This is a genomic window from Rathayibacter sp. AY1E2 (assembly GCF_002932325.1).
GTDB lineage: Bacteria > Actinomycetota > Actinomycetes > Actinomycetales > Microbacteriaceae > Rathayibacter.
In genome coordinates, this window is sequence record NZ_PSVO01000006.1 from 80226 (window position 1) to 102812 (window position 22587).

Below are 22587 nucleotides of genomic sequence, written 5' to 3' on the forward strand. Positions count from 1 at the left end.
CGGGGGCGAGCCCCGACGGCCGTCGTCGTCACGTCACTTGCAGGTGAGAGCGGAGTACGCGGCCTGCTTCGTGGTCGTCACCGCGGCTCCGTCCAGGGTGGCCGTCGCGGTCACCGTCGCCGAGCCCGCGGCCACCGAGGCGGCGCGGGTGGTGAAGGCGTGGGAGGCGCTCGACCCCGGAGCGATCCCGGTGAACGACTTCGAGCCCCAGGAGGACGCGATGGTGATCGCCGCCGGGACCTTCGCGTCGTTCCGAGCGGAGACCGTCACCACGACCCTGCCCGCCACGCAGCGGCTGGTGGCCGTCACGGTGGTCGGCACCGTCGCCGCGGAGGCGCGGACGATCGAGAGGCGGTAGGTCGCGGTGGTCCTGTGGTCCTGCGCCGACGACTCGACGACCACGCTCGTCGTGCCCGACGCCGCGAGCGGCACCGTGCGGCGGAGGGTGTCGTCGATCAGCACGCCGTCGACCTTCACCAGACCGCTGGGCACGGCCGGGTCGAGGTCGAGCGAGACGCTGGTCGTGCCGGCCGGCACCGTCAGGGTGTGGTCCCGCACCCCGGCGGCGAGCGCCGGCGAGAGCGTCCCGACGTCGGAGGAGAGCTTCGTCAGCTCCGGGTTCACCGCGTAGGTGGTCGACTCCGTGGTGTAGACCCCGAAGACGCCGCCGACGTAGCTGGACCCGGTGCCCTGGAAGCGCACCGTGACGACGGGGATCTTGCGTCCCTGCGCGTCGAGCACGTACTTCCCGCTCTGGTCGCGCTTGTAGCTGTCCTTCGCGGCGAGACCGCTGAGGATCGACGCCGGGATCCGGTCGTACTGGACGTACCAGCTCGTCGCTCCGGCCGCTCCCGAGACCACCTCGGTCTTGAGCTTCACGTCGTTGAGGTAGACGTCGAAGGTGCGTCCCGCGTCGCCGCCGTAGTAGCGGACCCCGAGGTAGTTGGCCGGCAGGGTCGGGTCGACGATCATGTCGTACTGGAAGTACGCCTCCGCCGAGCGCTCGCCGTCGCGGTAGCCCTCCCCGCGCCAGGTGCCGACTCCGGACCGCGCGGTCTTGTAGTTCTTGTCGGCCTCGCTGTTGTTGTTGTCGAACGAGGTGAGGGAGTCGATGGTCGTCTCGTCGACGCGCAGCTGCTCCTTCTGGGTCCGGATCAGCGCCTGCGCCGCGGCCGAGTCGGGCTCGATCAGGGTCATGTACGTCGCGTATCGGGCGTTGTAGAGGCTGTAGTACGGGGTGAAGACCCGGGCGGCGGACGCGGCGTCGACGTTCTTCATGCCGAAGCGCATCGTCGTGCGGCCGTTGCCGTCCGCGCCGTCGGGCAGGCGGACCAGGTTGCCGCGGACCGCGGACTTCCAGGCCGCGGAGTCCGCGACGACGACGTTCGAGTTCACGGACTTGTCGGCCGTGCCCATGCGCACCAGGACGCCGGCGACGTAGGACGCCTCGACGTTCGAGCGGTTGAGCTCGGTCGCCAGCAGCACCGGTCCGTAGCGGAACGCGGTCCAGTCGGGGTTCTCCGTGTCCGCGACCGCGCTGACCGCGGCGGGCAGCTTCCAGGTCAGCACGTCACCGGCGGCGACGGCGACCGAGACGTATCCGGCCTGGGCCGTGACGGCACGGACGGCACCGTTCACGGTGAGCGTCGGCGCTCCGTCGATCCAGGACGGCACGCGCAGCTTGAGGGTCGTGTCCGCGGCCACGGCTCCTCCGGCCAGCGCTTCGACCCTCAGGGTCGCCGTGTCCGTGCTCGGGATGTCCGCCGTCTGGGTCAGCCGGAGGTTGTTCGCGGAGGAGCGGAGGACCGAGGAGCGGAACTGGTTCACGAAGACGGTCTTCGGCTTCTCGAAGTAGATCGAGTCGCCGAGCTTGGTGAAGCTCTCGATACCCGAGCCGTGGTCGCACCAGAACTCGTCGAGCTCGTGCCCGAAGACCTTGGCGTAGCCCGCGGTCTGCGGCTGGAAGTAGGTCACCATGCCGGTGTCCGGGTTCTGCACCGAGAGGACGCCGTTGATGAACGTCTCCTCGTAGAAGTCGGCGTACTTCACGTCCTCGGTCACCTGGAACAGCGCCCGGGTGAGCTTGAGCATGTTGTAGATGTTGCAGCCCTCGGAGGTCGAGTTCTCGCCGTAGCCGGTGGTCTGGCCGTTCGTGGCGTACTCGTACAGGGTGCCGGGTGCGTGGAAGTGCTCGGACTGGCTGTTGCCGCCGTTGGCGTAGGTGTGGGTCTCGTCGACCATGCGCCAGAAGTTCTCGGCGGCACGGCGGTACATGTCGAGGTCCGACTTCTCGGCGTCGGTCAGCGTCGCGTAGAGCGCCGGGTCGTCGGTGAAGACGCGGTAGCGCTTCAGCGCGCCGATCAGCTTCGGGATCGTGGTGTTCGCGTGCAGCCCGTTGAGGACGTCCTCGTTGTCCGCCAGCTTGCGGAACAGCGCCGTCTCGTCGAAGTACTCCGCCGCGCGCTTGTGCGCCGGGTCGTGCGTGGTCTCGTAGAGGCGGTAGAGCGCCTCGTTCATCCCGCCGTACTCGGTGTTGAGGAGCTGACCGGGGTTCGCCTGACGGCCCGCCCAGGCGGTGATCCAGCTGCCGAAGCCGCCGGCGACGGTGAGCGCCTTCTGCGAGACGGCGTCGGGCGCCTGGTCGTGGGCGTCGAGGAGGCCCGCGAGCACCTTGTGCAGGTTGTAGAAGGGGACGAGCAGGCCGTCGCCGCCCGAGGGGAGGTAGCGGGTCGGGAACGGCGAGACGTAGCCGGCGTTCGCGGGGTCCTTCAGCGCGTAGGCGTCCTGGACCTTCTTCAGCCCGTCGACGGAGGCGGCGAGCTTCGCGAGCAGGGCGGCCTTCGTGGTCGGGTCCTCGGTGGTGGCGTAGGCCTGCGAGAGCGCGGACATGTAGTGGCCGAAGAAGTGGCCCTGGAACCGGGTGCCGTTCTCGCGCTCCCAGCCTCCGTATCCGCCGCTCGTGGTCGGGGCGAGCCCGGCCTCGCGGTAGAAGGAGTAGAGGAACATCTCGGGGTCGAGGCTCAGCAGGTACTCGACGGTCTGCTGCTCCCCGTTCTCGAGGTACGGGTCCTGCACGGAGACGTCGGACAGGCCGGCCTCCAGAAGGTAGTTCGACGTCTTCACTCCCCGGGGCTGCACCTGGAGAGTGTAGGTCTTCGTGACCGCGGTGCTGCCCCCGTAAGTGGCGGAGCCGGTGAGGACGACCTGCGTCGCGGAGCCGGTGGGCGGCGTGACCGAGGCCGTGCCTCCGCTGATCGCGACGGTCGCCGGGTCGGAGGAGGTCCAGCTGAGGGCGGACCCCTTCGCGCCGACGGTGGGCAGGGTGAAGCCGGTGCTGGTGCTCGCGGGCGGGGCGACCAGCTCGAGGTCGGCCCGGGCGATGCTCGCGGGGTCGAAGGAGGGGTTCCCGGCCTTCGTCAGGGCGACGACGTCGGTGGTGGTCGCGACGCCGTTGTAGAGCGCGTAGTCGTCGAGCAGGCCGCGCAGGTGCGCGCCGTTGTACTGGGGGCCGTTGAAGCCGAGGGTCTTCGTCGACGTGCTCTCGGAGCCGAGGACGCCGGACGCGGAGGAGGACGGCGCGGTCTTGACGACGGCGGTCTGCTTCACCCCGTTGCGGTAGAAGGCCACGGCCTTGGTGCTCTTGTCGTACGTGGCGACCACGTGCGTCCACTCCCCCGCGGGGAAGAAGCCGGAGCGGGCGGTCTCGACGGCGACCTTGTACGGCTGACCGCCGGACGGGCCGATCGAGAGGGCGAGCGGAGTGCCGTCGCCCTCGGAGGTGAGGTACCAGCCGTCGGAGTTGTAGGCGGTCTTGTTCCAGGTGAAGACCTGCTCACCGGTCATCGCGCTGGTCGGCTTGTACCAGAACGAGACGGTGAGGTCGGCGGGCTGCAGCGCCGCCGCAGTGCCGAGCGAGATCGCGTTCGATCCGGTGAACTCGAACGCCCGGCCGTTCAGGCCGGTGCCGTAGGAGGCGGTGCCCTTCTGCATCCCGAGGGCGGTACCACGACCGCTGGTGTCGGCGAGCGACCCGTCGAACGGGAGCTCGAGCACCTTCGCGGCGTCGAGCGAGGTGGTGGGGGCGGCCTGGGCCGTGGGGCCGACCGACAGGAGACCCGCCGTCAGCGCCATCACCGCCACGGTGGCCAGGGGGAGTCGTCGTCTCATTCGTGAGGCCTCTCGTCGTTGAGAAATCCGGCCCAGGGGGGCGGGCCGCCTCGAATGTTACCGTTAACAATAGTTTTCGGTGAGGTTTCGGTGAGAGGTCTGACAGGGTCCTCCGGCGCTCAGCGGCGCCGGTCCAGAGCCGCCCGGAGGTACGGAGCGGTGCGGCTGCCCGCGGCCTCGGCGACCTCCTCCGGAGTGCCCGTCGCGACCACCGAGCCGCCGGCCCGGCCCGCCCCCGGGCCGAGGTCCACGATCCAGTCCGCGTCGGCGACGACGCGCATGTCGTGCTCGACGACGATCACCGTGTTGCCCGCGTCGACCAGGTGCTGCAGGTGCTCGAGCAGGCGGTCGGCGTCGGCGGGGTGCAGGCCCGAGGTCGGCTCGTCGAGCAGGTAGAGCGTGTCCCCGCGCTGGGCGCGACGCAGCTCCGAGGCGAGCTTCACCCGCTGCGCCTCTCCCCCGGACAGCTCGGGCGCCGGCTGGCCGAGCGAGACGTAGCCGAGCCCCACGTCCACCAGCGCGTCGAGGTGGCGGGCGACCTCGCGGTCCTCGGCGAAGGCCTCGCGCGCATCGGCGACGCTCAGCGCGAGGACGTCGGCGATCGTCCGGCCGCCCAGGGTGACCTCGAGCGTCTCGTCGTTGTACCGGGTGCCGCCGCACGCCGTGCAGGGCGCCTCGACGGTCGGGAGGAACAGCAGCTCCACCTCCACGGAGCCCTCGCCCTTGCAGACGGGGCAGCGCCCGCTGGGCAGGTTGAAGGAGAAGCGGCTCGCCGAGAAGCGGCGGCGCTTCGCCTCCGGTGTGGCCGCGAAGAGCGTCCGCACCCGGTCGAACAGGCCCGTGTAGGTCGCGACGTTCGAGCGCGAGGTCCGGCCGATCGGGGTCTGGGTCACCTGCACCACCCGGCGCAGGCGGTCCGCGGGCCCGGAGGCGGTGCCGCGGGTCGCCGCCGCAGCCGCGTCGAGCAGCGGGTCCGCCTCCCCGCCCTCCTCGGCCGGCGCGTCCTCGGCGACGTCGGCGCGGAGCGAGGCGCGCAGCAGATCGGGCAGCGCCTGGTTCACGAGCGTCGACTTGCCCGATCCGGAGACGCCGGTGACCGCGGTGAGAACCCCGACCGGGAACGCGACGGAGAGGTCGTCGAGGGTGTGCCGCGAGACGCCGGCGAGCTCGATCCACTGCTCCGCGGTGCGGCGGGAGCGCAGCGGCGCCGGGTCGCCCTCGGGGAAGAGGTAGCGGCGGGTGACGGAGTCGCGGGCGCCCGGCAGGCCGTCGAGCGGGCCGGAGTAGACGACGGTGCCGCCCCCCGACCCCGCGCCCGGGCCGATGTCGACGATCCAGTCGGCCTCGCGGATGACGTCGAGGGAGTGCTCGACGAAGAAGACGGTGTTGCCGGTCGCCCGCAGGGTCCGCAGGATGCCGAGCAGCGCCTCCGTGTCGGCGGGGTGCAGGCCCGTGGACGGCTCGTCGAGCACGAAGACGACGCCGAAGAGGCGCGAGAGCACCTGCGTCGCGAGGCGCATCCGCTGGAGCTCCCCCGAGGAGAGCGTCGGCGTGGAGCGGTCGAGCGAGAGGTGGCCGAGGCCCAGGTCGACGATCGGCGCGAGGCGGGCGACGAGGTCCTCGACCAGCCGCTGCGCGGCCAGGCGGGTCTGCGGAGCGCCGTCGGCCGGGGTCCAGCCGGGCTCCAGCACGCGCCGCGCGACGACGACCAGCTCCTCGAGCGGGAGCGCCGACAGCTCGGTGATGTCGAGCCCCTCGAAGGTGACGGCGAGCGCGTCGGGCTTCAGCCTCCGGCCGCCGCACACCGGGCAGGCGACGCTGACGACGAACGAGGCCGCGCGCTCGCGCATCCGGGCGCTCTTCGAGCCGGCGAAGGTGTCGAGCACGTAGCGGCGCACCCCGAGGAACGTGCTCATGTAGCGCGGCTCGTCCCCGGCGGCCACGGCCGCGCGCACCTCCGCGGGCGAGCGGTCGGTCCACACGGGGACCTGCGGCGAGTCGGGCGTGTGCAGGATCCAGTCGCGGTCCTCCGCGGGCAGATCGCGCCACGGAGCGTCGATGTCGTGGCCGAGCGAGATCAGGCTGTCGCGCAGCTGCTTGCCGTGCCAGGCGGTCGGCCAGGCGGCGAGCGCCCCGTCGCGGATCGAGAGCGAGTCGTCCGGCACCATCAGCTCGTCGGGGACGTCGTAGACCCGGCCGATGCCGTGGCAGCTGGGGCACGCGCCCTGCACGGTGTTGGCCGAGAAGTCCTCCGCGAGCAGCATCGGCGCGCCCTCGGGGTAGGCGCCGATGCGCGAGAACACCATCCGCACCACGCTCGAGAGCGTCGTCGCACTGCCGACCGTGGAGCGGGCCGAGCCGCCGGAGCGCCGCTGCGGGAGGGCGACGGCCGGCGGCAGGCCCTCGATCGAGTCGACGTCCGGCACGCCGACCTGGTCGATCAGCCGCCGCGCGTAGGGGGCGACCGACTCGAAGTAGCGGCGCTGCGCCTCCGCGTAGAGCGTGCCGAAGGCGAGCGAGCTCTTGCCCGATCCGGAGACCCCCGTGAAGGCGACGAGGGCGTCGCGCGGCACGTCGACGTCGATGCTCCGGAGGTTGTTCTCGCGGGCGCCGCGCACGCGGACGTGGTCGAGGGGGTCGGTGGTTCCAGGCGCGCTCATCCGTACAGCCTGCCGTGCCGGGATGTGGGGCGGCCGCCGCGGAGCTCCGAGGCGCTCGACGCCGAGACGGCCCGCTCCCGGCCGAGGCACCGCAGTGGGGCGGTGTCTCGGCGGGGGCGGGCCGTCTCGGCGTCAGCGGCGCGCGTGCGTCAGCAGGTGCGCGCCGGGTAGGCCGCGGTCAGGGCGCCCGCGGTGAGCGAGGCGGCCGGGACCGAGGCCTGACGGGTGGTGAAGGCGGCCGAGGCGCTGGCGCCGGGGGCGACGGTCAGCGTCTGCGAGGCGCCGAACGACGAGCGGATGACGACCGAGAGGGGCGTCGTGCTCGTGTTCTTCACCACTCCGGTGAGGACGACCCTGCCCGCGACGCAGCGGGTGGACGCGGTGAGCGTCGAGGTCGGTGCCGTCACCACCACGGTCGCGGTGACCGTGACGGCCGTGGAGCTCGAGAGCCGACGGTCGGCGGCGTTGTAGGCCGTCGATCCGTTCGCGCCCACCCACTGGTTGTCGTTCGCACCGATCGTGCGGACGACTCCGGTGACGGAGTAGCGGCCGGGCGCCGTCGCCACCGCAGAGGTGTTCCAGGTGACCGGCTGCGAGGCGGTGCCCCGGTTGTAGGCGAGCACGACGTCGGCGCGGGCGGGCAGAGCCGCCGCGGCGTCGGCGCCGGAGGCGACCGTCACCTCGCCGAGGTCCGAGCGGACCGCGGAGGCGGCGTCGGCCGAGCGGACCTCGGCGTACTGCCCCGCGGTCAGCGAGACGATGCCGCCGTGCTTGGTCGACGAGGCGAGCGAGAAGCCCGGGTCGGTGAGCTGGGTCCAGCCCGTGTCGAGGTCGTTCGTCACCATCGGCTTGTAGCCGGTCGCGGGGATCACGTCGACGTACAGGTACCAGGTGTCCTCGCCGTGGTCCTTGAACACCGCGGGGCCCTCGACCCCACCGGGGTTGCCGCCGGACCACACCGCGCCGATGCGCGACTGGATCTGCGTCCACGAGGTCGTCGGCAGCCACCAGGTCGCCGAGGTGGTCGACTCCATGTAGATGCCCTTGCCGGTGCCGTTGTCCTTCGAGATCCGGTAGGTCGTGCCGGAGTCCTGGATCAGCGTGGTGTCGATCGTGTCGGCCCCGGTGTCGATGAAGGTGCCGCCGTACGAGTAGGTGGCCTGCGTGAAGTCCGTGGTCGCTCCCCAGAGCACGCGGGAGGATCCGGTGCCCGGCGTGTGCGCCGCGGTCGGGTAGACCGTCGAGGACCAGTAGACGACGAACGCGCCCTTGCCGGGTCCCGCGTAGTCCGGCACCCACGTGGCCTCGGGAGCCCACATCATGCCGGCCTCGAGCTTCTTCGTCCCCGCGGCGTCGAGCGCCACGTCGAACTGCCGGACGTCGCTCCACGACACGAGGTCGCTCGACTCCCAGACGTTCATCTTCGTGCTGCCCTTGGTGGTCCAGTAGCACCAGGTGTCGCAGGTGCTGGGGCCCCGGTCGCCGCCGAAGACGCGGAGGTCCGTGGCGATGATGTAGTACTTCTTCGTGTCGGGGTTGTAGGTCAGGTACGGGTCGCGGACACCGGTGGTGCCGAGGTCGGAGGCCAGGATCGGCTTCGCGCCGTTGAGCGGGTCCCACTTCTCCGGGTCGTCGCCGCGGGAGACGTCGAGGTAGATCTTCTCGGCGTAGCCCTGGGAGTCCTCGACGAAGTGGACCATCATGTAGCCGTAGGGGGTGTCGACGCCGACCTGCGGCTCGACCGTCACGGCGATCGAGCGGGTCTGCACGATTCCGCGGATCGACGCCGTCGCGGTGAGCGACGAGGTGCGCGCGGCCTGGCCCACGGCGGGGCGGTCGGCGCTGAGGGTGCGGCCGTCGGCCGAGACGCGCAGGGTCGGGTCGCTGGAGGACCAGGTCACCGCTCCCCCGTAGTCGGGCAGGTTGGTGGTCGAGTCGTCGACGGTGAGCGGGGCGACCCCGGCCAGCACGGCGGCGGCGATCGGGGAGAACGTGGAGGCGTGAGGCTTCGCGTCGACGCTCGACACGGCCACCACCTCCGCCCCGGTGAGCGCGCGGTCGTAGACGCGGAACGCCGAGACCTCGCCCGTGTAGAACGGGTCGGGGTACGGTGCTCGGCCGATCGTGTTCAGCGACTGGTCCGCCACCGACGAGGGGCGCAGAGCGGTGGGCGCTGAGGCGACCTGGACGCCGTCGACGAAGAACGAGATCGTGCCGGCGCTGCCGTCGATCACCGAGGTGAGGCTGTACCAGCGGTCGGCGGTCAGGGCGGAGGCGCTGCGGGCGTTGTTCTCGCCGTTCCCTCCGCTGGTCGTGATCGCGGTGCGCACGCGGTCGCGGACGGACGCGAACCAGTACTGGTTCGTGCTGTCGCTGCCGATGTTCCACAGGAAGTGGAAGTTCGAGAGCATCGACGCGTCGGCGCGGGTCTCGATCGTGACGGTGGCCGACGAGCGACCGGTCAGCAGGTTCGCGGGCAGCTGCACCCAGGGGGCGGTGGTGCTGCTCTTGGGGCCGCCGGTGAGGCGGAGCGACGTGCCGGTCCAGAGCGCGTCGGTCGCGTTGCGGACGGTGGCGGCTCCCACGCCTCCGCTCACGGTGTTCGGGACAGCGCTGCCGGTGGTCTGCGTGAACCGGTAGTCGGCGAGGAGGCCCTGCTGCGGGATCACGGCATCGGCCGCCTGCGCGGCCGGAGCCGGGGCGACGAGGCCCGAGAGCAGCACTGCTCCGAGGCCGAGCGCGGCGAGCGCTGCGCGCAGCGGCGCTCGCCGCGCGGGTGTGGTGGTGGGGGGCATGGTGCTCCTTCAGTGGAGTGGTGCGGTTCGGGGGGAGGGTCTCGGGGTGCCGGGTCGAGCAGCGCCGTCAGGGACGTGTCGGGACCTGTGTGCGGAGCGCGGGGGTCTCGATACGCCGCTGCACTGCTGCTCGACCGGCATGGTGGGGGCGGCTGCGCCGGCTGCTCGACCGGCAGGAGGATCAGCCGCAGGTGAGCGCCGGGTGGCTCGCGGTGACGGTCGCGGTGCGGCCGGCATCGTCGGTGCCCGCGACGGCGACCGTCGTGGATCCGACCGGGACGCTCGCCTGGCGGGTCGTCACGGCGGTCGACGTGCTCACTCCGCCGGCGAGCGCGGTGACCCGCTTCGCCGCGGTGCCGGTGCCGATCGTGACGTCGACGGGCAGGTCGTCCGCGTTCCTCACGACCGTGGTGACGACGACCTTGCCGGCGACGCAACGCGCGGCCGAGGTCGCCACCGGCTGCAGCGGCACCGTCGACGCCGGGGCGCCGAGCGAGACGCGGAAGCGCTGGCAGTCGTTGTTCAGGACGCTCCACTGACCGATCCTGGTGCCGTTCTGCGCGGAGCAGTTCGACAGGTCGAGCGCCTTGCCGCTGTGCGCGGCCCGCAGCTCGACGGTGCCGTCGTTGCCCGGGCGGAGGCGCCAGCTGCTGCCCGTGACGCCGCACGCGCCCTGGGTGACGGTCGCGCCGTCGGCGGTGGAGCCCCCGGTGACCGCGAGGCACTTGGCGGCGGCCGAGACGGGGTGCATCTCGAGCGCGCCGTCGGCGGCGGAGCCGAAGGTGACGCGCTGGCAGGGCGAGCCGAGCCAGTCCTGCTGCTGGAGCAGGGCGCCGTCGGCCGTGGAGCAGTTCGGCAGGTCGAAGGACTTGCCGGTGACGAAGGACGTGACGGCGACGGGTCCGGCGGGGCGCAGCACCCACTCCTGAGCCGCGGCGGAGGTGGCGGCCGCCTGGCGGACGGTCGGGCCGGACGCCTCCAGCAGCTTGCCGCTGGTGCGGTTCGTCAGGGTCGAGTAGCCGCCGGTGGCCGGGGCGACCGTCCACTGCTGGCAGCTCGTGGTGAGCCATGCGGACTGCTGGAGCCCGGCGGTTCCGGTGGCGCAGCCGACCGGTCCGAGCGCCTTGCCGCTCGAGGCGTTCATCACGCGGAGGGTGCCCTCGCCGGTGGCGTCGAGCATCCAGTTCGCGCGCGGGGTCGAGCAGGAGCCCTGCACGACGCCTGCGCCGTCGCCGCTCTGCGCGGAGGAGACGGTGGCGCAGAGGCCGGTGCTGCGGCTGACGAGCTGCCACGGGGCGCCCTCGACGCGAGCGGTGATCGGGGCGTTCTCGCCGCTGGGGACGGGGATGCGGGCCGCGGTGCCGAGCGGAGCGCCGAAGTCGGGCTCGCCGGTCGCGGTCCACTCCACGATGTGCGCGCGGGCCGAGCGCTGGCGGCTGCAGCCGTCGTTCGGGCCGGGGTTCGCGTGGTACAGGTTCCAGGTCTCGGTGCCGTCGGGCGAGTCGAAGAAGTCGTTGTGGCCGGTGCCGTACTCGCCGTTCGCCTTCGAGAAGACGGGTCCGTCGCTCTTGGTCCAGGAGGAGGCGAGCACCGGGTCGCCGGTGCCGTCGTACTCGAGGGTGCCCAGCTGGTAGTCCTCGGTGCCGCAGAAGCTCGCCGAGTAGACGATCCAGGTGCGGCCGTCCCTCTGCAGCGGGATCGGACCCTCGTTGACAGGCATGCCGATGGTCTCCCACGGCTCGACCGGCTCCGAGAGGACGGTGCCGGTGCTGGTCGCGGTCCACGGGTCCGACATCCGGGCGATGTAGTTGCTCTGGAGGCCGTTCCCGGGCTGGAACTCGGACCAGGTCATGAACAGCTCGCCGTTCAGCTCCAGGTACGCGCCGTCGATGTTCCACCGGTCGGTCGGCACGGGGCGGCCCTTGTAGGTGTACGGGCCCATCGGGTCGTCCCCGGCGCTCTCGATCACCTGCAGGTGCTGGCCGTCGAAGTTCGCCACGGTCCCCATCGTGTACATGAGGTACCAGCGCCAGCCGTTCGGGCCCTGGAGCCGCTGCAGCTCGGGCGCCCACATGTTGGCGTTCCGGCCGGGGTTCGTGTCGGTGTAGACGGTGGTCGGGGCGGTGGTGCCGAGTGCCGCGAGGGTGGGCGCCTTCCGCATCACGACACGGTTGTCCCACGTCGTCGCGACCATGTAGTAGTTGCCGTCGTGGAACTCGATCGTGGGGTCGGCGGTGTCCGGAGCGATCGGGTTGGTGAAGGTCGGCTCGCCGAGGGCGACGGCCGGGGAGGCGGCGGTGAAGGGCAGTGCCACCACCGCGGCGAGCAGGATCAGCAGCCCGGCCGTGAGGCGGCGCCGGAGCCCTGCGGATCGGGGGCGCTCGGCGTCGGCGGGCGTCGGTGCGGTCGTCATCGTGACTCCATCGTCAGGGCGGCGTGGGGCCCGGAGGCGCACCGTGAGCGGCGCGCCCCCGGGGGCGGAGGGGCTCCGGAGACGCGCCGGAGGGCGCCGCGGAGAGAGGCCCGGTGGACCTCGGAGAAGAACTGGCCGTGCCTCGCAGGATCCGGCGCGACCTCCACCTCGAGGTCTCCGACGCCACCGGCCGCACGGTTTGTTCACGGTAACAGGGCGGTTGCGCAAACTCAACGGCCCCCGTCAGAGGGGTGGCATCGGCTCACGGCGCCTGCGGTCCCCGCGGTCGCGTTCGCAACGGAGGAAGGATCCGCGGTGCCCCGCGGAACGGCGCGGATCAGGAGGGCCGGATCGGACGTTCGTCCTGAGTTGTGACCAGCACTGCCGTCCCGAGCCGCCGTCCTCGGCCCTCCTCTGCCGCCACTCCGCACCTCCGCCGCCGCTGTCAAGAGGGGAGAGACGGCCCACGCCCCTCGCCTAGGGTGCCGGGATGCCCCGCACCCGGACGTCCCGCGCCGCCCTCGCCTGGCGGGAGGCGGTCACCGGCTCGCGCCTGATGCTCGCTCTCAAGACGGCGCTGGCGGTCGGCATCGCCTGGGCCGTCGCGCCGCTCGCTCCCGGAGTCGCGGAGCAGTACCCGTACTATGCGCCGCTCGGCGCCCTCGTGAGCATGTACCCGACACTGATGGGCTCGGTCCGCACCGGACTGCAGACCCTGCTCGGCCTGGCGGCGGGGATCGGGCTCGCCGCCCTCGTGGTGGTCACCGTCGGCCCGACCTGGTGGACGATCCCGCTCGTCGTCGGGATCGGCGTGGTCCTCTCGGGGACGGGGTGGTTCGGCGCGGGCCGCGAGTACGTGCCGATGGCGGCCCTCTTCGTGCTGATCATCGGCGGGGCCGACGCCGAGGACTACTCCCTCGGCTACCTCGTGCAGATGGCGGTGGGCGTGGTGGTGGGGCTGCTGGTGAACGGGGTCGTCGCCCCCGGGCTCACCGTCGAGGCGGCGTCCGCCCGGGTCGACGCGTTCCAGCGCGAGCTCGCGGAGCACCTGCGCCAGCTGGCCGCCGCGCTCGAGGAGACGTGGCCGCCCGAGCACGAGGCGTGGGCGCGCAACGGCGAGGAGCTGGCCCGGACGGCGGAGGAGGTCCGCGCGGCCCTCGCGGACGCGGACGAGAGCCGCAAGGGCAACCCGCGCGCACTGCTGCACCGGCGCGACTCCCGGCCCGACCACCTCCGCCTCGAGACGCTCGACGCGATCCTCTTCCACGTCCGGGATCTGAGCGGCGCCCTCGCGGACACCATCTGGGAGCGGCCGGGCGCGCTCCCGTTCGATCCGGCGCTCGGCCCGCCGCTGAGCGAGGCCTGCCGGGCGGTCGCCGACGCGATCGACCGCGACGACGCCGGCTCCCCCGCCGCGCACCGGGCGATCGGGGGCGCGGCCCGCGCGATCCGGCACCTCGTGCAGGTCGTCGACGAGCGGACCGCCGCGACCTCCCGGACCCTCGGGCCCGGCGTCCTCGCGGCGATGCACCTCCGCCGCGTCCTGGTGCGCCTGCAGCACGACGGCGCGGAGCCGCAGGAGGAGTGAGGGCTGGCGCCTCCCGTCCCATACTGATATGGTGATGGGACATCAGGAGGACGGGGACGACGTGGAGCGGACGGTGACGACGACGAGCCTCCGTGGTCGCACGCCGGAGCGGGCGACCACGGAGGCTCACCTGGCCTTCGGGCAGGCGCTACTCGCAGACGAAGAAGGCGACCTCCACGTAGCCCATCGTCTGCGAACGGGTGTCGACGTCGGAGTTCTCGACGGTCACGCCGGACGCGGCGAAGCTGCTGCCTCCTGCGCCCGTCGACGCGTTGGCCGCGTAGGAGCCGCCACCGCGCACCCACAGGGAGGTGCCGCCGCCGGCACCGCCGAAGTAGCCGCCGCCGCCACCACCGGACGCGTAGGTCACCTGGCGGCTCGCGTTCGTCCTGGCTGCGCCGGCACCGCCGTCGCGCCCGGAGCCCGGGCTGCCGAGAACCGTCTCGGTCACGTTGACCGTCGTCACACCGGGCTGCCCCGGCCCGGTCTGGCTTCCGCCAGTGCTCCGGGCCTGCTCGGTGGAGCCGGTGCTGCTGTCCGCGCGCGAGACGGCGCTCTCGTAGCCGGAGCCGCCGACGGGACCGCCGGACCCCGCGTTCGGCCCGACGCGGGCGGACCGGGTGAAGTCGTTCGAGGTGAAGCCGGCTGCGCTACCGCCGCCGCCGCCCGCGATGACGAGCAGGGAGCCCGCGGCGGTGATCCCGCTGGCCCCGCCCCCTCCTCCGGAGCCGATGTAGCCCGGAGTGCCCGGAGCCCCGCCGTTGCCGAGCCCGCGGCCGCCGGCCTGGTTGCTGCCGCCCGAGCCCGCGGTGATGACGATCTCGGACGCTCCGCCGAGCGCGTCGACGGGGATGGTGCCCGTCACCCGCGCACCGGCGCTGGTGACGTCCGACCCGGTGCGGACGCCGCCGCCGTCTCCGCCGACCGCCGTGAAGCGGACCCACTGGGTTCCCGCGGGCACGGGGATCGTCCGGGCCGCGAGCGCGGTGGTCGAGGTGGCGTCGATGCGCTGCGCGTCCTGCAGGGCGCACTGGGGGGCGGTCGAGGCCGACGCCATCGGAGCGGCGATCGAGGCGGCCACAACAGGAATCGCCCATGCGGCGCCCTTCACCACGGTTCGGCGCTGGGTCAGACGATCGGGGGCGCCGGTCGGCGTGCTGGTGTCTTCGTTCTGCATCGGAGTCCTTCTGTCATCGTGCACCCCTGGGTATCGGGGGCAGAGTCGGGTGAGAGGCGCGGGAGGATGCCCGTGCCGCTCCGACAGAGTCGCCTGCTCCGCGACGGGGCACGCCGCTCGAGGCCGCTCTGGCGCGAACGTGCCCTGAGGCGGCGCGCCGCGCCTCCCGCGCCTCATCCTCAGCAGCTTCTCCGCACCGCCGACCAGTCGTGCACGACGTCGCAGATGCCCCGTCGGACTCGCCGATACGGACCCTCCGAGCGGGCGGCCCGACTCGCGAGCACCCCGGACCGAGCGGCCCGGAGAGCCCGCGACGGCCGAGCGCAGAACCCGACGTCAGTCCGGCGCCGGCCCGCGACGGCCGAACGGGCAGCCCGGCGTCAGCCCGGCGTCACGCCCCGACGGCCGAACGGCCAGCCCGGCATCAGCCCGGCATCAGCCCAGCGCCAGCCCGGCGTCAGCCCGCGTCGGCGAGCAGCGCCTCGCGGTCGAGCCGCTTCGCGTAGCAGCGCGCGCTCGGCTCGTCGCCCCAGTAGCCGTAGCCCGCGATCGGGTCGTAGCCGGCGCTCGCGTAGAGCGCCATCGCTTCCGGCTGCTCCGTGCCGGTGACCAGTCGGAGCAGCTCCACGCCCTCGCGGGCCGCCAGCCGCTCGACGCCGGCGAGCAGCACGCGGCTGAGCCCGCGGCCCCGCGCGGCGCTCACCACGAACATCCGCTTGATCTCGCCGATCCCGTCCTCGACCGCGAGCGCCACGCAGCCGACGAGCCCGCCGTCGACCTCGAGCAGCAGGGTCGGAGCGTCGGCGGGAGGGCGCGGACCGGTGTCGTCGCCGCCGTAGCGGGCGAGGAGGTCGGCCTCCTGCAGGGCGAAGAGGTCCGTGGCTGCCGGGTCTCCGGCCGTGGTCTCGATCAGGCGGTGCACGGCACGATGCTACGGCGCGGCGGCGAGCCCCGCGGCGATCCCGGTCAGCTGCTCGAGCACGGCCCGCACGGCCGAGCGCTCCAGCGTCTCGGGCCGGGCGAGGCAGTCGATGTGGCGGCCGAGCCCCGGGATCCCGAGCGGCCGCAGCACCACCTCCGGCGTGCGCCGCAGGTCGGTCGTGTACCGCGGCAGCAGCGCCACGCCGTCGCCCGCCGACACGACCGCCGCCGCGACCAGGAAGTCGTTGATCCGGTGCGGGATGCGCGCGTCGCCGCCCGCGAGGACCGCGATGGCGTCGATCGCCCGCTCCAGGGGGAAGCCCTCGTGCACCGCGACCCACTCCTCGTCGCGGAGGTCGGCGGGACGGACGACGTCCTTCGCGGCGAGCGGATGGTCGCGCCGCAGCGCGAGGTCGAGCGGCTCGAAGAGGAGGGGCGTGGAGCGCACGGTCCCGGGCCACTCGGCGCTGCCGGCGAGCCGGTGCGCGACGACCAGGTCGTGATCCGCGGTCAGCCCGGCGAAGGCGCTCTGCGCCACGTCGAAGTCGGCGAGCGCGACGCCCGGCCGACCCGGTGCGCGCAGCGTTTCCAGCAGCGGGCCGAACATCGCCAGCCCCGCGCTGTGGAACGCGGCGACCGAGACGGTGCCGCTCGGCTCCCCCTCGAAGTCCGCGACCGCCCGCGCCGCGCGCTCGAGCGCCACCTCCACCTCGACCACGGCGGCCGCGAGAGCGCGGCCAGCGGGGGTCAGCGCGGTCCGGCGCCCGTCGCGGAAGGTCAGCGCCGTCGGCGTGCGGCGCTGCAGCGCGCTGATCTGCTGCGAGACGGAGGAGGGGGACACCCGCATCGCGGCGGCGACGGCGGCGATGCTCCCGCGCTCGCCGAGCTCCCGCAGAGCCCTGAGCTGTCCGAGTTCCATGAGTTCCAACTTACGCGTCGGCGAAGAAGATGCAGTCTTGTCCTTCGGGTCTCCGTGCCGCCACGATGAGCCGTGCGCGCTCTCCTCTCCCGCTTCCGGGTCGACCTCCTCCTGCTCGTGGTCGCCGCCTCCTGGGGCTCGACCTACTTCGCGGCGAAGGAGCTCGTCACCGACTCCAGCGTGATGGCGCTGCTCGGCTCGCGGATGACCCTCGCCGCCCTGTGCCTGGCCGTGATCGTCGCGGCGCGGCGGCACCGGATCACCGCGGCGGAGTGGCGGGTCGGCGTGACCATCGGGGCGCTGCTCGCGACGATCTTCGCGCTCGAGACCTACGGCATCGCCGGCACCTCCGCCACCAACGCGGGCCTCATCATCAGCCTGACGATCGTGATCACGCCGATCCTCGACTCCGCCGTCTCGAAGCGCCGGCTCCCGGGCCGCTTCCTGCTCGCATGCCTCGTCGCGGTCGTCGGAGTCGCGCTGCTCGCGGGCAACGGCTCCCTCCGCCCGCCCTCCCCCGGCGACCTGCTGATCCTCGGCGCGGCCGTCGTGCGGGCCGTGCACGTCACGTCGATGCACCGCCTCTCGGCGCGGGCGCCGATGGACTCCCTCCGCCTGACCACGGTGCAGCTCGGCACCTGCGCCGTCGTGTTCAGCGCCGCGTCGCTCGTCGTCGGCGTGCCGATCCCCGAGTACGTCGCGGGACTCGACTCCGTGGGCGCCGGCCTGTTCCTCTACCTCGTCCTGGTCTGCACCGTCTTCGGCTTCCTCGTGCAGACGTGGGCGGTCCGCCGCACCTCCCCCTCCCGCGTCAGCCTCCTGCTGGGCACCGAGCCGGTGTGGGCCGCGGTCGTCGGAGTCGCGCTCGCCCGCGACCCGATCGCGCCGGTCGGCTTCCTCGGCATCGCGCTGATCCTCGCGGGCACGGCCTGGGGCCGCTCCCTCGAGCAGCGGACGGCACCCGACGCGCCGACCGCGGCGGCCGCTCCGGAGGCGTTGCTCGCCCCCGAACCGGAGGACGAGCACCGGCGTCCCGTCGAGCGGTAGCCGGGTCAAGGGACTCGCGTGCGGCGCCCCGATGTGGGGGAATCGGATCGGGAGGCGTCCGCCGCGGGCGCCGCCGGAGGAGGATCCATGTCGCTCAGCGTGCTGTTCATCGGCGGGACGGGCATCATCAGCGCCGCCTGCGTCCGCGAGGCGCTGCGGCTCGGCCACGACGTGACCGTGCTGAACCGGGGGCGGACGTCGCTCCGCCCGCTGCCCGAGGGCGTCCGCGAGGTGCAGGCCGACGGCCGCGACCGCGACTCCGTCACCGCCGCTCTCGGCGACCGGAGCTTCGACGCCGTGATCGACTTCGTCGCCTTCACGCCCGAGCACGTGCAGCAGGACATCGACCTGTTCGCCGGCCGCACGGGCCAGTACGTCTTCATCAGCTCGGCCTCGGCCTACCAGAAGCCGCCGCGCAGCCTCCCGGTCACCGAGTCGACTCCGCTCCGGAACCCCTACTGGCAGTACTCCCGCGACAAGATCGCGTGCGAGGACCTGCTCGTGGCCGAGTACCGCGCGAGCGGCTTCCCGGTCACGATCGTCCGCCCCTCCCACACCTACGACCGCACCGCGCTGCCCGTCGACGGAGGCTGGACCGTCGTCGACCGGATGCGGCGCGGCCAGGAGGTGGTCGTCCTCGGCGACGGCACCTCGCTCTGGACGCTCACGCACGCCGACGACGTCGCTGTCGGCCTGGTCGGTCTTCTCGGCGCCTCCGCCGCGATCGGCGAGGCGTTCCACATCACCGGCGACGAGACGCCGACCTGGGACGAGATCCACCGCGACCTCGCCGCGGCGGCCGGAGTCGAGCCACGCCTCGTGCACGTCGCCTCCGACGCGATCGCCGCGGCCGACCCCGAGCTCGGTGCCGGGATCATCGGCGACAAGGCGCACTCGATGGTGTTCGACAACGCGAAGATCCGCCGCCTCGTCCCGGCGTACTCCCCCTCGGTGCGCTTCAGCGACGGCGCCCGCGAGATCGTGGAGTGGTACGACGCCGACGAGTCGCGCCGCGTGGTCGACGAGCGGATGAACGGCCTGTTCGACGCGCTGATCGAGCGGTACCGGCCGCGCCCGCTGTGAGGGTCGGGCGGAGGGGGTGCGCGAGTCCGCCGGCTCCGCCCCTCCCGGCCGCTGCACCCGGCCCGGCTCCTCCACCTGCGCCGGCGCCCCCGCTCAGCCGATCGGCTCGAGCCGCACCAGGAACCCGCCCGGCACTCCCGGCTGCAGCTCCTGGTACTCGGACGGCACGCGGTAGGAGCCCTCGCCGACCGCGGTCACGGTGAAGGCGTCGTCCGTGCGGGTCCCCGCGAGGAAGACCGTGTAGACGTCGGTGCCGTCCTCGGTGGTGCGCTTCCCGGCCGCCGCGCCGACCCAGCGGTGCCCGCCCGGATCGGCCGTCGCCGTCTCCCCGAGGGTCGCATCGATCGCGGCCGGGTCGACGCCCACAGTGCGGATCCCGTCCTGGCACTCGCGCCAGACGCCCGTGAATCCCGGGTCGGGGTCGGAGTAGCAGAACATCATCGACCCGTCGGGCGCGACGTGCAGGTCGCCGTAGCCGCCGACCACCGGCCCGGAGACGGGGGCGGTCGTGGGCCCGGTCGTCGGCTCGGGGTCGGCCGGCGCGGTGCACCCGGCGAGCGCGAGGACGAGCACCGCCACCGCTCCCGCTCGCCACCTCATGTGCGCAACCTACTGGAGCCGCGCCCCCGCCCGTCCGGGTGCCGAGCCGGGAGTCCGCCGGGAGCCGGCCCGCCCTCAGACCAGCCGGCGGCCGCTGAAGCGGTCGACGGGGGCGTCGTGGCGCATCGCCCGCTCGTACATCCGCCGGAACGGCTCGGTGAGCACGCCGTTCGTGCGGTCCAGCGAGTCCTGCCAGGCCACGATCTCCCCCAGCTGCGCGGCGAGATCCGCGCGGAGGGCCGCCTCGTCGACGGTGGTCGAGACGCCCTTCGAGACGACGATCCGGCCCGCGACGATCACGGTGTCGATCGACGAGCCGTTCTCGGAGTAGACGAGCTGGTTCTCGAGCCGCTGGCGCGGGGTGAAGTTCAGCGTCTCGAGGTCGTAGACGACGAGGTCGGCCTGCTTGCCGACCTCGATGCTGCCGGTGACGTCGTCGAGCACGGCGCTGCGCGCGCCTCCGATCGTGCCGGCCGTGAGCACCTCGGACACGGTCGGCCAGGTGGCGATGTCCGGATCCGTCACCTTGTGCAGGAGCGCCGCGGCCTTCACGACGTCGAGCATGCGCGGAGAGTCGCTGCTCGAGCAGCCGTCGGTGCCGAGGCCGAGGTTCACGCCCGCGTCGTGCAGCGCGCGCCACGGGGCGATGCCCGAGCCGAGCTTGAGGTTCGAGATCGGGTTGTGCGAGACGGACGTGCCGGCGGCGGCGATCCGCTCCATGTCGGAGTCGGTGAGCCAGATCCCGTGGGCGAAGGTCGTGTTCGGGGAGAGCGCGCCGATCCGCTCCATGTACTCGACCAGCGTCGAGCCGTAGGACAGCTCGCCGGTCACCAGCTGCGTCTTCGTCTCGAGGACGTGGATGTGGCACTCCGCCCCGTGCTCGAGCGCCAGCTCGGTCGCCCCCACGAGCAGCTCGGGTCCGCAGCGCTGAGGAGCGGACGGGGCGACCATGTAGCGCAGCCGCCCGCCTCCCCTCCCGTGCTGGGTCGCGAACGCCTCGCGGCTGAAGGCGAGGTAGCCCTCCGTCGTCGGGCGCGACGCCGACCGCGCCTGATCGAGGATCTCCGCCGGCACGTACTCCTCGAGGAACGGCATCGTCTCGTGGAAGGGCCTGCTGATCACGTGGCCCGAGATGTTGGCGCGGACTCCGATCTCGTCGTACGCGTCGAAGACCGCGGCGAGCTGCTCCGCGTCCTGGTCCGGGTTCTCGAGCACGTCGTCGACCAGGGTCGTCACCCCGGCCTTCAGCGATTCGAGGGCGAAGAGCGACGAGCGCAGCCGCACCAGATCCGGAGCGACGCGGCTGTTCCCGAGGATCGGGTACGACAGCAGCATCCACAGCTCGAGCGGCAGGTTGTCGTAGCGGCCCTTGTAGAGGTACTCCCACGAGTGGGTGTGGGCGTTGACGAAGCCGGGGACGACCAGGCGGTCGCGCCCGTCGATCACCTCGTCGCCCGGCTCGGGGACGAGGCCCGGGCCGATCGCGACGATCAGCTCGTCGACGATGCGGATGCTCGCGGTGATCGGGACGGCGCCCGAGACCGGGTCCATGGTGATCACGGCGGCGTCGGAGAGGAAGAGGGGCATGGCGGTTCCGTTCGTGGTGCGGGGTGCAACGGGGCGGGCCGGCTCGCGAGGGAGCCGGCCCGCGGAGGGGCTCGGGCTCAGCCGCGGACGGGCTCGGGCTCCGCGGCGACCGCCGCGGCCGACTCCCGGCGCTCGACCCAGGCGGGAGCGTCCCGGCCGAGCAGGAGGTAGGCGATGCCGGCCGAGACTCCGCCCGCGAGCCACGAGACGTCGACGCCGCCGAGGGCGGTCGCGGCCGGACCCTGCAGGGCGGGCACCGAGCCGTTCATGAACAGCCAGGTCAGGGTCGCGCCGATCGCGAAGGAGAGCAGCGCCCGCCAGCGGACGTCCGGCAGCAGCGGCGAGCCGACCGGGGCGAACAGGTGCCCGAAGGAGCGGACGCGCGGCTCGAACACCGTGTAGTGCACCAGCACGATCGCACCCCAGGGGGCGACCCAGCCGACGAGGCCGACCAGCCACGCGTCGAGCGTGGTGGCGAGGTCGTCCTGGAAGACGAAGAACACCGCGGCTGCGAAGGCCAGCACGCCGACGATGAGGCTGAGCGCGCGGCGCCCGAGCCGGATGTCGAGGGCCTGGGTCGCCATGCCGAACGAGTAGATGTTCAGGACGTTGGTCGCGATCGGACCGTGCACCACCAGGAGCAGCACGGGGATCGCGAGGGCGCCGAAGTTCTCGACGATCAGCTCCCCGGGATCCACGGATCCGTTCTTCGTCGCGAGGGTCGCGCCGAGGACGCCGAGCCAGACCACCGGGATGAACTGGCCGAGGACGCTGGCGAGGTAGAGCCCCCGCTTCGAGGAGCGGGGCCCGACGAAGCGGGAGTAGTCGCCGGCGTAGGCGAGCCAGGTGAGGCCCCAGCCGATGCCGATGGCGGTCATCACGATGGACATGGCCGCGATGCGGTCGCCTCCGGTGAGCGCGCCCTCCGCGGGGCCGGCGTAGGACCAGTCGATGTCGAGGAAGAACCAGGCGACGACCGACATGATCGCCAGCACCAGGAGGGTCGGCGGGACGGTCCAGCGCTCGAAGGCGGCGATCGCGCGGTAGCCGAGGAAGGAGATCGCGACCTGCACCGCCATGATCACCGCCGCCACCGCGATCTTCCAGCCGACGTTCGCCTGCTCCGGGTCGACGACGCCGACGGAGCCGAGGAGCGCGATGACGAGGTCGAGGACGATCCAGGTGTTGATGGCGCACCAGCCGATCACGACCACGGCCTGGATCGCGGCCGGGACGTAGTTGCCGCGCCGGCCGAAGATCGCCCGTCCCACGAGCATTCCGGTCGCCCCCGTCCGCTGGCCGAGGAGGACGAAGAAGCCGAACACCGCCATCCCGACCACGTTGCCGAGCACGAGGACGGTGACGGTGTCCGCCAGGCCGAGGCCCATGTTCACGCCGAGGGCGCCGAGCACCCAGTTGATGGGGGCGATGTTGGCGCCGGCCCAGATCCAGAACTGCCCGTCGAGCCGGGCGGTGCGTCGGGAGTCGGGCAGGGGACTCAGCGCGTCCTCGGCGTCGGCGGTGCCGTGCAGGGTGTCGGTGCTCATGGCGGATCCTCTCGGGGAGGGGGATGAAGGGGAGGGCGGGGCGCCCGGTGAGGCTCCACTCTCGTGCGGACCCGTTTCGGGCG

Annotated in this window: 13 protein-coding genes; 3 read left to right on the forward strand and 10 right to left on the reverse strand. The window is 72.9% G+C overall.

The window, feature by feature from the left end; translation table 11 throughout:
• Positions 1-33 precede the first annotated feature (33 nt).
• The 4 genes from C5C49_RS07025 to C5C49_RS07040 form a co-directional block, all read right to left on the reverse strand.
• The gene (locus C5C49_RS07025) at positions 34-4167 is read right to left on the reverse strand and encodes a beta-L-arabinofuranosidase domain-containing protein (RefSeq protein ID WP_104345769.1); all 4134 of its coding nucleotides are present in this window, start codon (positions 4165-4167) and stop codon (positions 34-36) included.
• 119 nt (positions 4168-4286) lie between these two features.
• Positions 4287-6827: an excinuclease ABC subunit UvrA gene (locus C5C49_RS07030; RefSeq protein ID WP_104345770.1), complete on the reverse strand. Its 2541-nt coding sequence runs from the start codon at positions 6825-6827 to the stop codon at positions 4287-4289.
• Positions 6828-6976: 149 nt separating this feature from the next.
• On the reverse strand, positions 6977-9622 hold the full coding sequence (locus C5C49_RS07035) for a LamG-like jellyroll fold domain-containing protein (RefSeq protein ID WP_104345771.1): 2646 nt from the start codon (positions 9620-9622) through the stop codon (positions 6977-6979).
• A 181-nt stretch (positions 9623-9803) separates the two neighbouring features.
• Positions 9804-12035 (reverse strand): family 43 glycosylhydrolase, encoded by a 2232-nt coding sequence (locus C5C49_RS07040; RefSeq protein WP_104345772.1) that lies wholly within the window; start codon positions 12033-12035, stop codon positions 9804-9806.
• 490 nt (positions 12036-12525) lie between these two features.
• Here C5C49_RS07040 and C5C49_RS07045 point away from each other — a divergent pair, with 490 nt between their 5' ends.
• Complete coding sequence (locus C5C49_RS07045; RefSeq protein ID WP_104345773.1) at positions 12526-13623, forward strand: aromatic acid exporter family protein; 1098 nt, start codon at positions 12526-12528, stop codon at positions 13621-13623.
• 148 nt (positions 13624-13771) lie between these two features.
• Here C5C49_RS07045 and C5C49_RS07050 read toward each other — a convergent pair whose 3' ends face one another.
• From C5C49_RS07050 to C5C49_RS07060, 3 genes are all read right to left on the reverse strand, one after another.
• Entirely contained in the window at positions 13772-14800 is a 1029-nt protein-coding gene (locus C5C49_RS07050; RefSeq protein WP_146076912.1) for a hypothetical protein, read from the reverse strand.
• Between the two features lie 457 nt (positions 14801-15257).
• Positions 15258-15722, reverse strand: coding sequence for a GNAT family N-acetyltransferase (locus tag C5C49_RS07055; protein ID WP_104226986.1), 465 nt, complete (start codon positions 15720-15722; stop codon positions 15258-15260).
• 9 nt (positions 15723-15731) lie between these two features.
• Complete coding sequence (locus tag C5C49_RS07060) at positions 15732-16640, reverse strand: LysR family transcriptional regulator (RefSeq protein ID WP_104345774.1); 909 nt, start codon at positions 16638-16640, stop codon at positions 15732-15734.
• Positions 16641-16712: 72 nt separating this feature from the next.
• Between C5C49_RS07060 and C5C49_RS07065 the strand changes: the two genes are divergently transcribed.
• Together C5C49_RS07065 and C5C49_RS07070 are read left to right on the forward strand one after the other, a co-directional pair.
• Positions 16713-17687, forward strand: a complete 975-nt coding sequence (locus tag C5C49_RS07065; protein ID WP_219814577.1) for a DMT family transporter — start codon at positions 16713-16715, stop codon at positions 17685-17687.
• Between the two features lie 87 nt (positions 17688-17774).
• Positions 17775-18770, forward strand: coding sequence for an SDR family oxidoreductase (locus C5C49_RS07070; RefSeq protein ID WP_104345775.1), 996 nt, complete (start codon positions 17775-17777; stop codon positions 18768-18770).
• A 93-nt stretch (positions 18771-18863) separates the two neighbouring features.
• On the opposite strand, the gene C5C49_RS07075 is transcribed toward C5C49_RS07070, so the two are convergent.
• The 3 genes from C5C49_RS07075 to C5C49_RS07085 all read right to left on the reverse strand — a co-directional run bounded on the left by C5C49_RS07075 (position 18864) and on the right by C5C49_RS07085 (position 22504).
• Entirely contained in the window at positions 18864-19370 is a 507-nt protein-coding gene (locus tag C5C49_RS07075) for a hypothetical protein (RefSeq protein WP_146084862.1), read from the reverse strand.
• Positions 19371-19445: 75 nt separating this feature from the next.
• Complete coding sequence (locus C5C49_RS07080; protein ID WP_104234486.1) at positions 19446-20957, reverse strand: amidohydrolase family protein; 1512 nt, start codon at positions 20955-20957, stop codon at positions 19446-19448.
• Between the two features lie 77 nt (positions 20958-21034).
• Positions 21035-22504 (reverse strand): cytosine permease, encoded by a 1470-nt coding sequence (locus C5C49_RS07085; RefSeq protein ID WP_104345777.1) that lies wholly within the window; start codon positions 22502-22504, stop codon positions 21035-21037.
• Positions 22505-22587 lie beyond the last annotated feature (83 nt).

Excerpts from the sequence above, each read along its gene's own strand:
- C5C49_RS07025 (WP_104345769.1), bottom strand. The coding sequence starts at position 4,167 with ATGAGACGACGACTCCCCCTGGCCACCGTGGCGGTGATGGCGCTGACG.
- C5C49_RS07030 (WP_104345770.1), bottom strand. The coding sequence starts at position 6,827 with ATGAGCGCGCCTGGAACCACCGACCCCCTCGACCACGTCCGCGTGCGC.
- C5C49_RS07035 (WP_104345771.1), bottom strand. The coding sequence starts at position 9,622 with ATGCCCCCCACCACCACACCCGCGCGGCGAGCGCCGCTGCGCGCAGCG.
- C5C49_RS07040 (WP_104345772.1), bottom strand. The coding sequence starts at position 12,035 with ATGACGACCGCACCGACGCCCGCCGACGCCGAGCGCCCCCGATCCGCA.
- C5C49_RS07045 (WP_104345773.1), top strand. The coding sequence starts at position 12,526 with ATGCCCCGCACCCGGACGTCCCGCGCCGCCCTCGCCTGGCGGGAGGCG.
- C5C49_RS07050 (WP_146076912.1), bottom strand. The coding sequence starts at position 14,800 with ATGCAGAACGAAGACACCAGCACGCCGACCGGCGCCCCCGATCGTCTG.
- C5C49_RS07060 (WP_104345774.1), bottom strand. The coding sequence starts at position 16,640 with ATGGAACTCGGACAGCTCAGGGCTCTGCGGGAGCTCGGCGAGCGCGGG.
- C5C49_RS07070 (WP_104345775.1), top strand. The coding sequence starts at position 17,775 with ATGTCGCTCAGCGTGCTGTTCATCGGCGGGACGGGCATCATCAGCGCC.
- C5C49_RS07075 (WP_146084862.1), bottom strand. The coding sequence starts at position 19,370 with ATGAGGTGGCGAGCGGGAGCGGTGGCGGTGCTCGTCCTCGCGCTCGCC.
- C5C49_RS07080 (WP_104234486.1), bottom strand. The coding sequence starts at position 20,957 with ATGCCCCTCTTCCTCTCCGACGCCGCCGTGATCACCATGGACCCGGTC.
- C5C49_RS07085 (WP_104345777.1), bottom strand. The coding sequence starts at position 22,504 with ATGAGCACCGACACCCTGCACGGCACCGCCGACGCCGAGGACGCGCTG.